A 14360-nucleotide genomic window follows, 5' to 3' on the forward strand; every position below is an offset into this window, starting at 1 on the left:
GCAAAACGTGTCACGCATAAGAATACAGATGGTGAGATTCTAAGTAAATTCGAGTACCACAGGGGCGTAGTTTGCCCGACCATGTGAGAAGTTAGGCGAAGCGGAGGCAAAAACTCCGAAGATTGCCGTTTGTCATCAGTCTGAAGCCACTCATAATAGAGTGGCTTTTTTATGTCACCTCTTCCATTCCCCCACCATCTCTGCTATTCTAATAAAGTACTTACTAGAAAGGGAGAATTGGAATGAAATTATTACGAAATTATGCGTTTACCATTTGTCTGCTACTTGGTATTGTTTTAGGTGGACTTTTTGGTGTTATTTTTGGGGATAAAACGGTGATTGTGAAACCAATTGGGGACATCTTTTTAAACTTAATGTTTGTTGTCATTGTTCCTCTTGTTTTTCTAAGCGTTTCGTCGGCCATCGCGAACATGAAGCAGATGGCAAGACTTGGAAAAATTATCGGTACAATATTCGCAGTGTTTTTTACAACAGCAGCTCTTGCAGGAATTATTGCTTTTATCGGGATTTCGATTTATAACCCGCTACATAACGTAGATTTATCGGCTATAACAGCGAATTTGCCAAAAGCGCCTACGGAGGAAGGAAAAGGACTTGCGGAAATTTTAGTGACAACATTTACTGTACCTGATTTTCTCGAGCTCTTTACAAAGTCCAATCTCCTACCGCTCATCATTTTCTCGATTTTGTTTGGATTAGCTACTTCGATGTCTGGAGAAAAAGGACAGCCCGTTGCTGCATTTCTAAATTCAGCAACCGAGGTTATTTTAAAGATGGTGCAATTCATCATGTACGCTGCGCCAGTTGGACTCGGCTGCTACTTTGCGGTGACAGTTGGTCAGCTCGGTCCGCAAATTATTAACGGCTACCTCGGCATTTTCTTCCTTTATCTCGTCCTAACCGTGATTTACTTCTTCGGTATGAACACATTGTATGCTTTTATTGCTTCTGGGAAAACTGGCGTAAAAGTTTTCTGGAAACATGTCACAACGCCAGCCATTACGGCTATCGCTACCTCTTCTAGTGCGGCTTGTATTCCAGTGAACCTTGTCGCGACCAAAAAAATGGGTGTGCCTGACGACATTGCTGAAACCGTCATTCCACTCGGGGCGAACACGCACAAAGACGGTTCGGTCATGGGTGGCATCATGAAAATTGTGTTCCTCTTCACCCTCTTTGGAAAAGATATGACGAGTGCTTCAAGCATTTTAGCAATTCTTGCTGTTGCCTTTTTAGTCGGCGCAGTCATGGGCGCCATCCCAAGCGGCGGAATGACTGGCGAACTTTTAATCATCTCGATTTTCGGCTTCTCACCTGAACTTGTCGCAACGATTATGATTATTAGCACGATTATTGATATCCCTGCAACGCTACTCAATTCAACCGGCAATACAGTTTGTGCCATGCTCGTATCGCGCTTTGTCGAAGGGAAAAATTGGTTAAAAAGAAAAGTCAGTTTTTGATACTAAAATTTAAGTACTATTTTTTGAGCAGTTTTCTGGAACTGCTCTTTTTTTCGTTTTATAATAACATTGTAAGCGTTATCAAATTAGGAGGGATTCAAAGTGAGATTAAAAGATAAAGTTGCGATCATTACAGGCGCTGCTGGGGGACAAGGGAAGGAAGAAGCATTGCTGTTTGCGAAAGAAGGGGCTTTCGTAATAGCGACGGACATGCAAGAAGAAGTTTTAAATCAAACAGGTAAAGAATTAAAAGCCATTCAACCAAAATCTGAAGTTTTAACGCATAATGTAGCACTTGATGAAGATTGGGAAAAAGTGATTCAACTTGCTTTAGACAAATTTGGTCGTGTCGATATTTTAGTGAATAATGCTGGTATTAGCACCGAATTAAATCTTGTTAATACAAGCATTTCGCAATGGGATAAAGTGATTGACGTCAACTTAAAAGGAACGTTTCTAGGTATGCGTCATGTTATCCCACTTATGGAAAATCAGGGCGGCGGCTCCATCATTAACATCTCCTCCATTGCTGGTTTAACTGGCGGTTCTGGTGCAAGTGCCTATACGGCATCAAAAGGCGCTGTTCGATTGTTAACGAAGGCTGTGGCAGTCGATTACGCCAAACAAAACATTCGCTGTAATTCGGTTCACCCGGGCTATATCGAAACGCCGATGACGAAAAAATTATTTGAAGATGAAGCCACAAAAGGCTGGTTCGAATCGCTGACACCACTTCCACGTCTTGGCCAGTCACGCGACATCGCTTATGGCGTTTTATATCTCGCAAGTGATGAGTCGAGTTTCGTCACGGGAATTGAATTACCTGTTGACGGAGGATACTACGCGCAGTAAGTGAAATCCGAGCTGACCAAATGGTCAGCTCTTTTTTATCCAAAAAATGTTCTTCTTTCTTAAAAGAGTTTGTGCTAAAATGAATATTTGTAAACAGCTTAAAGTTAATGGAGGTGCGTCTAGTGGGCAACAAAAATCTTTCCTTCCATCGTAAAAGTCCGGAAGAGTTGCTAGCACAAATTGAAAAATTAAAGCGCGGTAAGTTAAAAATCTATATTGGATCGGCACCGGGTGTCGGGAAAACGTACCGAATGTTAACGGAAGCGCACGAACTGAGGAAAGAAGGCATTGATGTAGTGATTGGGCTTGTTGAGACGCATGGTCGAAAAGAAACGGCCGCGTTAATCGATGGCCTTGAACAACTTCCTTTAAAAGAAATTCCATATAAAAATAATACGTATTTTGATTTGGATGTTGAGGCCATTATTGCTCGAAATCCAGAGGTTGTCCTGATTGATGAGCTGGCGCATTCGAATATTCCTGGATCGGCGAACGAAAAGCGTTATCAGGACATTCAAAAAATATTGGAGCACCGAATTAACGTCATTTCAGCCGTCAACATTCAGCACTTGGAGAGCTTGCGTGATGTTGTTCACGACATTACTGGGGTCGTTGTGCGCGAACGAATTCCAGACTTTTTATTAGAAGTAGCAGATGAAGTCATTTTAATTGATGTTACGGCAGAAACATTGCAAAAACGGCTAAAAGAAGGGAAAATCTATGCGCCGGAGAAGATTGAACGGTCGCTTGAAAACTTCTTCACGACGAAAAACCTGTCTGCCCTTCGCGAAATCGCACTCCGCGAAGTCGCCGATGATGTAGACGACAAAGCGGATAAAAAAGCGGCACGCCTCCGGGCAGCGATGATGAACGAAAAAATTCTCGTTTGTATTAAAAATGATGCCAATGCTGAAAAATTGATTCGCCGCGGCTTCCGCATCGCAGACCGGTTACGTAGCGAACTGTACATCTTAGCAGCCATCACAAAAGAGCTCGATGAACTACCTGAAAAAACACGACAAGAATACGTGGCATGGCAAAGTCTCGCCAAACAATTTAACGCCCACTTCTTAGTAGAGCCGATTAAAGAACGGAAAATTGCGCAAGTGATTACAGATGTGGCAAACAAGCATAATATCACCCAAATTATTTTAGGCCAGTCTGTTAAAACAAGAGTCGAGGAAGTTACAAAAGGCTCGATTGTCAATGCCATCATGCGCCAAACAGATGGCGTAGATATTCATATTGTAGCTAATTCGCGGAAAAATTAATAAAAAAAGCCGGAAACGCGGCAGACTCGCCTGATGGAAAGTTTGCTGTGTTTCTGGCTTTTTGTGCAGCAATTGGACGTACTTCGTAAATTATTTGGAACTAGTTTATTGTTGTTGCAGTGCCGGCAATTCATTTTTATTCAGTCTATTCAAGTAAGGAATCATCATTATGGTTCCCGTAATAAAAGCAATTCCTTCCGTTACCGTCATTGACCAAATCAAACCGTTCAAGCCGTAGAAATAATGCAACAGCAAAACAACTGGAATGAAGAAAGTTCCTTGAATAGTTGCCATAATCCCAGTCTGAGCACCCAAACCAGACGCCTGGAAGATTCCAGTAAATAAACCGGAAAAACCGTTAAAGACCGAGGAAATGAGTTGAGCAGCAAGAATGGTTAAGCCGACTTGAATGACACGTGGATCACTGGTAAATAAACTTAATACGGGTACGCGGAATAAGTAAGCCAAAAGGGCAAAGAGGATTGAGATTCCCCCGATCCATAAAGAAACTTCCTTCAACGCTTCTTTTAAGCGTTTCGTGTTATGTGCGGAGAAGCTATAGGCAAATAATGGCATCACACCTAAAAATAGCCCCATCGTCAAAAATTCAGGTAGTTGGGTGATTCGAACGGCTATGCCAAAGCTAGCAACGACATTATCACCGTATTCAACGGAAAAATTGTTTAACAATAAAGTTGTGACAATCATGAATGCAGATTTAAACAATTCCGAGACCCCAATTTTGTAAACTTCTAATTGATCTTTGATTGAAAGTTTAAATTGCTTCAAGAAGCCTTTTAAAGACGCGCTTTTCTTTTCTAAGAACCAAACATAATAAATCGATGAAGCGAGATTCGCAATGACGATCGAAATCCCTGCACCAATCATATGCAGATTAAAAACTAAAATCAGTAATGCATCTAAAGCGATACTAACAGCAACACTAATGAACATGCCATACATGGATTCTTTTGATGCCCCTTCTGAACGAACCAATTGTTCCAAAGCAAAATTTAAAATGAAAGCAAAACTTCCTGCAAAAAGGATTGTTGCGTATTGTTTTGTATAAAGTAATGTTTGACCATCTGCGCCAAGTAAGTGGACAAATTGATTCATGAAGATGATTGCGACAATTCCAATAATCACACCAAATAGGATGCTCATGTAAAAAGAATAACCAGCCACCTTTCGACCCTTTTGCTCGTCACCACGGCCTAATAAGCGCGTGATAAAGGTTCCTCCTCCAACTCCAAACATATTCCCAAAAGCCATCAAAATGATTGTAATTGGTAACGCCAAAGTAATCGCGGACATCATATTCGTATCATTTAGCAGACCAATAAAGAAAGCATTGATTAAATTGTAGACCGTCGTTGCTGAGATTCCGACCATCATCGGTATTGACAAATGGGCGATAGCTTTGCGGATTGGCGCTTCCTTTAAATAGTAAATATTTGATTCATTAACTTCTAATTCTTCCATAATAATCCCTTCTTTTGTTAGATTTATAAATGTTAGATTTCTAACTATAAGATTGCAAGCAGTTAGTAACTGCTCGTTCGTTAGAGGCTGCGATCGATTTTTCTTAGTAAAGCTGTCAATTGCTGGACTTCTTCTTCGCTTAAAGCGTGGACTAGTTCTTTTTCTGCCTCATAAAAAGCTTCATTGGTTTCAGCAATCAGCGCTTTTCCTTTTGGCAGTGCGTAAATATTTTTCTGCCTTTCATTGTTTCCAGGTATGCGTCGCTCAATATACCCTTTTTTCTCTAATCCCTGCAACATACTTGTGATGCTTGCACTACGGCGTTGAAACACTTCTGCCAAGTCTTTTTGAATCAATCCTTTGTCTTCATTTTGCGCGATATAAGAAATCATCCGACCTTGTTGCGAACTAACCCCCATATCTTTGACACGCTTTTCCATCGATTCGCGGGATTTATGCATGATGGAACGTAACAAATTCGAAACTACCATTTTATCCAAAATAATCCCTCCTACACCAAATAATTAGATATCTAACTGTTAGAAATAAATATACACGCTTTAAAATAGAATGTCAACTATAAATTTTATATCTAACAATTAGAATTCTAATAAATCGGCAAAAATTTTCGGATTTCTTAATAAAATTAATTTAAAAAAACGCGAAACTCATGGAGATTCGCGTTTCTAAGCCTTGCTAGGCCCACCTACAGATTAATCATTTAACAAGACCTTGCATCATATAGCGGACTGTGAAATTAATTTCGGCTTCGTCGTCCCATGCTGCATCAGGCATGACGATGAAGCGGGTGAGGATAAATCCGACGATATTGGTAATCAAAGCGCGCATGATGGTGCTGTTCGGCATGTCTGCCAGTTCGCCTTTTTCTTTGTAGAAATCGATGAGCGCATCAAAATGCTCTTTTACGTGCGTCATGAAAATCTCAGAAAATTGCGTTCGCAATTCGTCATGATACATGAGTTCCATAAAGTAAATTTTAATGACTTTTCCGTTGTCTTTTGCGAATTCAAAACGGTTTTTGATGATAGCTTTTAGGAACGTCTCAAAATCGGCATACTCCTTTTGGAACACTTCTTCGGCGAAATCTTGCGCTAAAAACGGGACGACTCCTTCAATTAAGGTTGGCATCGTAATTGCCATCAGCAAATCTTTTTTCGTTTTATAGTGCCGGAAAATCGTTCCTTCTGCTACGCCGGCGCGTTTTGCAATTTCACTCGTACTCGTAGCAGAAAAACCTTTTTCGGCAAAAAGCTCAATGGCGGCTTTGATAATGTTTTTTTGCTTCTCGCTCATTCGCTTATCTTTTTCTGTGACGTCTAAAATCTGGCGTAAAAGGTCAGTTGGTTGTTTCTCCAAATTTGTTTCCTCCTATACTTTTCGATATTTCTTTAAGGCAAAGATGTTGAGAATTAAAAAGGCCGCTACGAATAGAAGAAGAATGTAGAAATCACCGGCGAAACTACTGAAACCCTCTCCTTTAATCATAATGCTTTGTAGTGCTTGTGCGCCGTAATACATCGGCATGATATGTGCAATCCATTGCAGCCAGTCGGCCATTCCTTCGAGTGGGAAAATTCCGCAGAAGAGAATTTGCGGCACAATCACGATTGGAATGAATTGGATAATTTGAAATTCGTTGTTGGCGAATGTGGAAAGCAACATGCCGAGTGCGAGCGAGGCCATTGCGAGCGTTAGCGTGATGAGTAAGACATACCAAATGGAGCCGTTTTGAATCATATCGAGTACTTGAACGGAATAGATGGCAACTAGGACGGATTGAAGGAGTGCAAATATCCCAAAGCCAATCATATAGCCGAGTTCAATTTCGATGCGCTTAATTGGTGTGGCCATCAGGCGTTCAAGCGTACCGGTCGTGCGTTCGCGCAAAAATGAAATGCCGGCAATTAGGAATACGAAGAAGAATACGAAAAAGCCGATGAAAATTGGGCCAATGGTATCAAAAAATGTCGTATCTTGGTCGCCGTAAACATAGTGCGCTTCCACTTGAATATCTGCGCCATTTGTTGGCATGGTAATCGTATTTCCTTGCATATTCGCACCGCTTGCTTGCATTTGTTTGGCAAGGGTTTCCAATTGTTTGGCAGCATCTTTCATTGCGGTCTCTTGTTCTTTTAACAGAGCACCTTGCATTTTCATCGCAATTTGTTTACTTTTTGTAGGATCGCTGTTTTCATAGGTGATGGTTAATTGGCTGTCAGATAAATCGATGAAGGCATCTAAATCATCCTTTTCAATTTTTTCCTTTGGACTCGAATCATTCTCATATTTTTTTACAGATAAATCACTTTTCTCGAGTTGTGTGATCATGCTATCTGTCATGCCGTGAACGCCAATTTTGGGATTTACAGAATCGCTGTCGAATAGGAAATTGAGTAGCGTGATGAGAAGCAGCGGCGCAATAAACATCAGTGCGAGCGTGCGTTTATCTCGTTTAAACTGGTTGGCGATTCGCTTTACAATGGCTAAAACTCTCATTTTGTCACCCTCCCAAATTTCAAGAATGCATCTTCTAACTTGCCGCTTTCCGTTTCACTCGCGAGCTCGTCAGGCGTACCTTCCGCAATAATCCGTCCCTCGCGCACCATCGCAAGACGATCACATTTTTCCGCCTCGTCCATGACATGCGTCGTCACAAGAATACATTTTCCCGCGTTTTTCAGCTCATTCAGTTCGTCCCAAATCGATTTCCGCAGTTCCGGGTCGATGCCGACAGTTGGCTCGTCCAAAATCAGCACATCCGGGTCCGCGAGCACTGCAATCGCAAGCGATAACCGCCGTTTCATTCCACCCGAATAGGCACTTACTTTTTTGTTTAAATCATCGGTCAAGTTCACAAGCTTAGCCGCATAAGCTATCCTTTCGCGTTTTATCGCCCCTTTGAGCAAATAAAGCGAGGCGAAGAAATCCAAGTTTTCCTTAGCCGTCAAATCCACATACAACGCGTCTGATTGCGCCATATAGCCGATTTGGTTCATCACGCTAAGCGTTGGCATTTTAGCATTCAGCACATGTACTTCCCCGCTATCCGCTCTCTCCATGCCAACAATCGCTTTCACAAGCGTCGTCTTACCAGCACCAGAAGGACCGATAAGCCCATAAATTTCCCCTTTATTCACGTTCATTGTCACATCAAATAAAATCTGCTTATTATGAAACTGGATATTCAATTTTTCCGTCGAAATAACCGCTTCCATATCACATTCCCCACTTCAGTTTTTTAATGAGTGATTACTCACTTACAATATAAACCTTTTTAATTGGAATGTAAAGTAAAAACCGCCTAGAAAGTCCTAGACGGTTATTTGCGCAAATACACATCCGAAATCAGATGATTATCCCCTTTATGTAAAATCAAATCAGCGCGGTATTTGGTTTTTTCGATATTTTCTTTTAAGTTTAAGCCGTTAATCGTGTCCCAAATTTCTAGCGCGTAGTTTTCTGCAACTTGTTCGCTAATTTTGGTATATTGATGGAAATAGGAACTCGTATCTTGGAATGCCGTTTCGCGAAGCATGAAGAAACGTTCTAAATACCAGCGTTTAATACTTTCTTCCGCCGCATCCATATAGATAGCGAAATCAAAAAAGTCGCGTGGAAAAAAAGTCGCAGTCGCATCCGTTTGCAACACATTAATTCCCTCAACGATAACAATATCGGGATTTCGAAGCGTGCGCGTTTCTTCCAAAACATCATACGTCAGGTGCGAATAAAGCGGAATTTCGACATTCTTTTTGTTCGTTTTCAAATCCATCAGAAAATCAATAAACCGATTTTTATCATAACTCTCAGGAAAGCCCTTTTTGTTCATAATCCCGCGTCGCTCAAGCTCCGCATTCGGGTATAAAAAGCCGTCAGTCGTCACAAGTTCCACTTCACGGGTTTTTGAAAACCAGCGATCAAGCATGAGCTTCAGCACACGTGCTGTGGTACTTTTACCAACTGCAACCGACCCAGCAAGCGCGATAATGAAAGGCGGACGTTCCTCTTTCTTCTTCAAGTATTCCATTTTTTCACCGTGAATAAAAATCGCTTCATGATACTGAATCGCAATTAGTTTTATAAGCGGCAAATAAATTTCTGATATATCCTCAAGAGAAATCCGGTCGTTTAAACCGCGAATTTCTTCCAGTTCATCTGAAGTTAAAATTTGGTCTTTACTTACTTCAAGTTCCTGCCAATCAGCGCGCGGAAAATGATAGTAATGGCGATAATCATTCATTGTTAAGCCCATCCTTTTATCGATTCGTGAAAACGTAAACAGCTCACAAAAATAAGCATAACGCAATCATGTTAAATCCGCAACCAAAAATTAATATTTTCGATAGACGTAAACATCTTTTGGCTTGTCCATTTTGGTATAGCTTTCCACATCAAGCGCTGGAATGTTCATTTTAAACGGCGCATAGTAATCTTGCGTAATCTCACCAGATACCCTTACCCACGTATCATTTGGCAAGTCTTCTGTCCCATCAGGCATTTTCGCAAGCATCCCAAAAACACCAGAGTCTGCCACACAATGAATAATCCCAAAGCGAAATAAGAAAACGTTGCCTGATTTTGTGACAGGGTCATTATAAACAAAACCGGTGAACTCAATTTTCTTCCCGGTAAACTCGCCTGGATAGTTATATAAAATTTCCATTGTCATTAAATAATTTTCATCGGTTACTATAATCGGATTTTGATTGACGATGGCCGCCTTCTCTTTTTCCATCATTTTTTCATAATCGGATTTGCCAAAATAGCCGCTTGTATCAGGTCGTAAAAATTGGTTTGCGGCATAAGGGTCATCGCCCGCCGCATTGTTTTTCGGAAAATGGAAACCTTTCGCGGACACAATCGTTGAATCAAGTGTGGCGACAGGAAAGAGAAAGCCTACAATTAGCGGGTATGCCAGCAAACTATAAACAAAGATTTTTTTCCAAAGCGTATTTTCTCCAGAATGCGTATGCCCCGCGTGATTATGGCTCGCCCCGTCCTCGTCACGAAAAACCATAATAAGCTGAATAGTGGCAAGCAAAAATGACGCTATCATCGCCGAAAAGGAGAGATAGGCATACTTCATATTAATATATTTACTAATATCGCCGGAAATGTGCAGAAACATCATATAAAAGCCAAAACCGAATAGTATAAAAGCGCGTAACATCGAACTCCTCCTTTTCTAAATAATAAGGGCGTAAAGGAACACCACTACTGTGACCGAGGTGACGAGTAATAGTACGAATTTTGCTTTGAACGACGCGAGCATCATCATGAGGTTTTTAATGTCGAGCATGGGGCCGAAAACGAGAAAGGCGACAATCGACTGTGTGGAAAAAATGCTGCGGAATGAGGCGCCAATAAATGCATCTGCTTCGGAGCAGAGCGATAAAATGAAGGCTAGTACCATCATGAGTAAAATGGATAGAACGGGACCGTGTCCAATTTGCATGAGCGTAGATGTTTTAATGTACGTTTGCATGGCCGCTGCGATAAAGGCGCCAAACACTAAATATTTACCGACGGAAAAAAATTCATCGACAGAATGCTGTGCGGTATGCCATAATTTTTGCCCGAATTTCATTTCTGCGTGTTGGTGATGTTCGTGGCCATCGTGATGCGCATGAGCATGCGTTTTCGTTTCGTTCGCCACGCTTTCCATGCCGGCAAATTGCGTGATTGTTGTATCGGTTCCGGCAAATTCAAGTGACGCCGTTTGGACGGTTTCAACTTGTTCGTTTGGCTCAGATAAAATTTTCTCTTTCAAACCTTCACCTTTGTAGAAAAAGGCGATTAAATTCCCGACGACCATTGCGACAACGAGGCTGCCGACGACGCGTAAAATTGGGATTTCCCATGTACTTCCAAAGGCGACATAGGTTGAGAAAAGGACGACTGGATTAATAATGGGAGCGGTCAGCATAAAAGCGATTCCCGCATGAAGTGGTACTCCTTTTTTCAACAAATTACGCACGATGGGAACGATTCCGCATTCACATGATGGGAAAAGGACGCCGATGCACGAACCAATGACGACCGCAAAAAAGCGATTTTTTGGGATAACACGTGCGATGAATGCTTCCGAGATAAACATTTGAATGAATCCAGCGATAAACACACCGATTAAGACGAATGGCAATGCTTCTATTAAAATGGAGATAAAAATCGTATTCATTTGTAAAAATGAGCTAGGTAAATTGCTGAACAATTGGTTACCTTCTTCCTGTTTCAAATCTTTGTTTATTCTATTCCTATCAGCCGCAGAAATCAAGTTAAAAAAGCACACCTTTCAAAATTGAAAGGTGTGCCCAGACTGATGACAAACGGCCATCTTAGTTCGCTTATTGCGTTTTATTTGGCTCATTATTCCATTTAAAAATAATCTGAGAAATAGGCGGTTTCAAGTGGAATGAGTTGTTCGAGCCAGGCGATGGTCTCTTCTTTTGCCTTGATGCGGCCAATTTTTGCTAGGTAGGTTGGGCGTTTGTAGCTAAATAGCATGGTGGTGAGTGTCCCGATGTCAATTTTCACTTCAGGGCCGACTGCTTCTTGGGTAATGCGTTTCTTACCATCAGCGAATGAAACGCCGAAAGGCCCCAAGTTCCAGTCTAGTAGTGGATCCTCCACAACAAAATGGAAAGCATACTCGTTTCCTTGATGTCGAAATGGGTATTTTTCCAAAAAGCCTAGAACGTCCACGATTCGCGCCATATAGTACGGCTGAATCGTTTCGACAATCTCGCTATCTTCGAGCAAATAAGCAATCGGTTCATTCGTGTAGGTGCGCCCTTTTACATCGGTCACCATCGAAAAATGTGCGCTGATGAAGTTCCACAGCCCTAACCGCGCCTCTTCTGTTAAATAAATCATTTCTTTTAGGTGGAAAATATCGTCCGCAATCCAGTAGAAGACAAAGCCCTGTGGTGTGTGGTTCGCGTCGTAATAAACACCCGCTGTGAGTTCATCTTTTTCCCAGCGAAAATATTCTTCCCACGAGAGCTCACCGCGAATCATCGCTGCGTGATGTGTGCGCGCAAAGCGGTCGTAAGTGGCTTTTATGTCTGAGTGATTAATGTTAGTGCGCTCCACCATGCCAGAAACTTGAACGAGGCTTGGGAGCTGCGTATCTTTAATGGAAAAGGTCATCATATCTGAAATGATTTCCCAGCCTTTGCGGCGATAATAAGGAATTGAATAAGGGAATAAATACGACACGGTTTGCTTGCGGTCGCGCATATCTTTTAAACTTTGCCGCATGAGTTGATGCATTAAACCAAAATTGGCGTACTCTGGATACGTGCCAACGCCCGTCAAGCCGCCCATCTCATAAATCTCACCGTGAATGTTCACCTGAAGCGGATAAACCGCAAGCTGTGACACAAGCTTCTCGTTATCAAACCAACCTAAAACATCTGCTTGTTTTAAAACGGGGCGTTTCGCTTGCTCGATCTCGCCTTCCTCGTATCCTACTTCTTGCAAATCTTGGTTCGTCACCTGAAACACATAGCGCAAAAGTTCATTAAACTGCACTAAGTGCTCCATCTCAACTTTTTTCATTTTCAACCTGTCATGGACATCATTCTGCAACGTAATATTACCTCGCTTTAACTTGAATTAAGTTCACTTTATCATAAACACCGCAATAATTCACTTTTCAAGTTGCCGCAAAATTCTACTATTTTCCAAATAAGCCTCGTTTAACTTCTCTTTTTCTGCCGCACTTATTTTCGGGTCGGAAAGCTTCGCGGCGATTTCTGTAAGCCGTAACTGGACAACCAATTTGTCTTCCGCAACTGTTTCTTTAGAGCTATCCTCTTCCTTCAAAATGTCCGTCATCGCTTTTGGAATCCATTTCATCGTGCCATCTTGAATGCGAATCACTTGTTCAGACACATTGCGAACGAACGCCCCGTCATGCGAGACGAATAAAACGGCGCCGTCAAAACCGCGAATCATACCTTCGAGCGCTTCCATCGCGTCAATATCCAAGTAATTGGTTGGCTCGTCTAAAATGAGCAAATTGGCATCGCTTAGTAAAATCATCGATAGATAAAGCTTGACGCGTTCGCCGCCAGATAAAATCGTAACTTTTTTATTTAAATCGGCCTGCGTAAAATGCATGCTACCTAAAACATCCATCGCAAGCTGTTTGTCGTGGGCATTCACACGGTTCACATTTTCAATTAACGTGTCGGAAAGTTTAAGCCCCGCCAGTTCTTGATCGAAGTAGGCGATTCGTACTTCCTTCGTCCGCCGAATAAAATCGTCCTCGTTTAAAACCGCTCGCAAAAAGCTCGTCTTCCCGCTGGCATTTTTCCCAACAAGCGCCACTTTATCTCCTATTTTTAACGAAAAAGCTTCCGTTTGAAAAAGCTTCTTCCCTGGAACTGTGACGTCCCCTTTCGAAATTTGCAGAAGCGTCGTGCCCTTTTTCAGTCTGCGCGTTTCCGGCAGCGTAATTTTAACGGGCTTAAACTGAAACGGTTTGTCGACGTGTTCGAGCCGCGAAAGCCGTTTTTCGGTCGCCTTAATCGTTTTATGCTGGCTTTTTTGCTGAACGCCTTTAAACATCTTGCCGTATGCCACTTCTTTCCGTGTCAGCCCTTTTTTAAATAGCTTCTCCTGTTTAGCGTCCATGCTGCCTGCCATATCTTTCCGATACGAAATGGCCGACTCCAGCCGTTTTTTCTCCGCCACATTTTCCGTGTACGCTTTTTGCTGCATTTCCTGCTCTTGCGATTTTTGCTTACGATACGCCGTATAATTTCCTTTGTACCGTGTAACCGTCTCCCCTTCAAGCTCCCAAATTTCCGAACAAATCGCGTCAAGAAAATCACGGTCATGTGAAATCACAAAAATCGTCCCGGCGAATTTCTTAAAATCGCGTTTTAAATGCGCCGCACTGTCCGCATCTAAATTCGAAGTTGGCTCGTCCGCGAACAAAAGCTCCGGTCTTGTACGCAGCACTTCCTGAATCAACTTCCGCGTTTTTTCCCCGCCACTGAGCCGCTCATCTTGCGGATTAATTTGCCGAATGTAACCTGTTTCACCATCACGAAAAACCGTCCCCGCATCAGCTTCCGCTTCGCCAGCTAAAATTTCAAGTAACGTCGTCTTTCCTGTCCCGTTCCGCCCAACAATACCAATTTTATCTCCGTGTTTGGCTGTCAAATGCTGAATTTCAAACAGCGTTCTTGCCCCCATATCTTTTTTCAAATCTTTTACTTCTAACGTAAACATAAAAAAA

General features: G+C 42.0%; 13 protein-coding genes. 3 read left to right on the forward strand and 10 right to left on the reverse strand.

The features are described 5' to 3' along the window. Window positions 1-242: 242 nt before the first annotated feature. The 3 genes from CFT42_RS02855 to kdpDN all read left to right on the forward strand — a co-directional run bounded on the left by CFT42_RS02855 (window position 243) and on the right by kdpDN (window position 3607). Window positions 243-1484 (forward strand): dicarboxylate/amino acid:cation symporter, encoded by a 1242-nt coding sequence (locus CFT42_RS02855; protein ID WP_088809135.1) that lies wholly within the window; start codon window positions 243-245, stop codon window positions 1482-1484. A gap of 102 nt (window positions 1485-1586) precedes the next feature. Beyond that, entirely contained in the window at window positions 1587-2336 is a 750-nt protein-coding gene (locus CFT42_RS02860) for an SDR family NAD(P)-dependent oxidoreductase (RefSeq protein WP_088809136.1), read from the forward strand. Between the two features lie 122 nt (window positions 2337-2458). Further along, window positions 2459-3607 (forward strand): KdpD-like non-kinase potassium sensor, encoded by a 1149-nt coding sequence (kdpDN, locus tag CFT42_RS02865; RefSeq protein ID WP_088809137.1) that lies wholly within the window; start codon window positions 2459-2461, stop codon window positions 3605-3607. A gap of 105 nt (window positions 3608-3712) precedes the next feature. Here the strand turns inward: kdpDN and CFT42_RS02870 are convergent, their stop codons facing one another. The 10 genes from CFT42_RS02870 to abc-f form a co-directional block, all read right to left on the reverse strand. Beyond that, window positions 3713-5089 (reverse strand): MATE family efflux transporter, encoded by a 1377-nt coding sequence (locus CFT42_RS02870; RefSeq protein WP_088809138.1) that lies wholly within the window; start codon window positions 5087-5089, stop codon window positions 3713-3715. Window positions 5090-5169: 80 nt separating this feature from the next. Next, window positions 5170-5580 carry a MarR family transcriptional regulator gene (locus CFT42_RS02875; RefSeq protein ID WP_205408896.1) on the reverse strand — a complete coding sequence of 137 codons (411 nt, stop codon included), beginning with the start codon at window positions 5578-5580 and terminating at the stop codon, window positions 5170-5172. Between the two features lie 226 nt (window positions 5581-5806). Beyond that, window positions 5807-6403, reverse strand: coding sequence for a TetR/AcrR family transcriptional regulator (locus tag CFT42_RS02880; protein WP_240310324.1), 597 nt, complete (start codon window positions 6401-6403; stop codon window positions 5807-5809). Between the two features lie 75 nt (window positions 6404-6478). Beyond that, on the reverse strand, window positions 6479-7606 hold the full coding sequence (locus CFT42_RS02885) for an ABC transporter permease (RefSeq protein WP_088815333.1): 1128 nt from the start codon (window positions 7604-7606) through the stop codon (window positions 6479-6481). After that, window positions 7603-8325: an ABC transporter ATP-binding protein gene (locus CFT42_RS02890; protein ID WP_088809141.1), complete on the reverse strand. Its 723-nt coding sequence runs from the start codon at window positions 8323-8325 to the stop codon at window positions 7603-7605. Before CFT42_RS02890 ends, CFT42_RS02885 begins: the two co-directional genes overlap by 4 nt. A gap of 104 nt (window positions 8326-8429) precedes the next feature. After that, entirely contained in the window at window positions 8430-9350 is a 921-nt protein-coding gene (coaA, locus tag CFT42_RS02895; RefSeq protein WP_088809142.1) for a type I pantothenate kinase, read from the reverse strand. Between the two features lie 90 nt (window positions 9351-9440). Then, window positions 9441-10280, reverse strand: a complete 840-nt coding sequence (locus CFT42_RS02900; protein ID WP_088809143.1) for a TIGR03943 family putative permease subunit — start codon at window positions 10278-10280, stop codon at window positions 9441-9443. A gap of 15 nt (window positions 10281-10295) precedes the next feature. After that, the gene (locus CFT42_RS02905) at window positions 10296-11321 is read right to left on the reverse strand and encodes a permease (RefSeq protein WP_088815506.1); all 1026 of its coding nucleotides are present in this window, start codon (window positions 11319-11321) and stop codon (window positions 10296-10298) included. Window positions 11322-11485: 164 nt separating this feature from the next. Continuing rightward, window positions 11486-12670 (reverse strand): GNAT family N-acetyltransferase, encoded by a 1185-nt coding sequence (locus CFT42_RS02910; protein ID WP_088809144.1) that lies wholly within the window; start codon window positions 12668-12670, stop codon window positions 11486-11488. Window positions 12671-12760: 90 nt separating this feature from the next. Continuing rightward, the gene (abc-f, locus tag CFT42_RS02915; RefSeq protein WP_088815334.1) at window positions 12761-14353 is read right to left on the reverse strand and encodes a ribosomal protection-like ABC-F family protein; all 1593 of its coding nucleotides are present in this window, start codon (window positions 14351-14353) and stop codon (window positions 12761-12763) included. Window positions 14354-14360 lie beyond the last annotated feature (7 nt).

Origin of the sequence: Listeria goaensis (assembly GCF_900186125.1) — a bacterium.
GTDB lineage: Bacteria > Bacillota > Bacilli > Lactobacillales > Listeriaceae > Listeria > Listeria goaensis.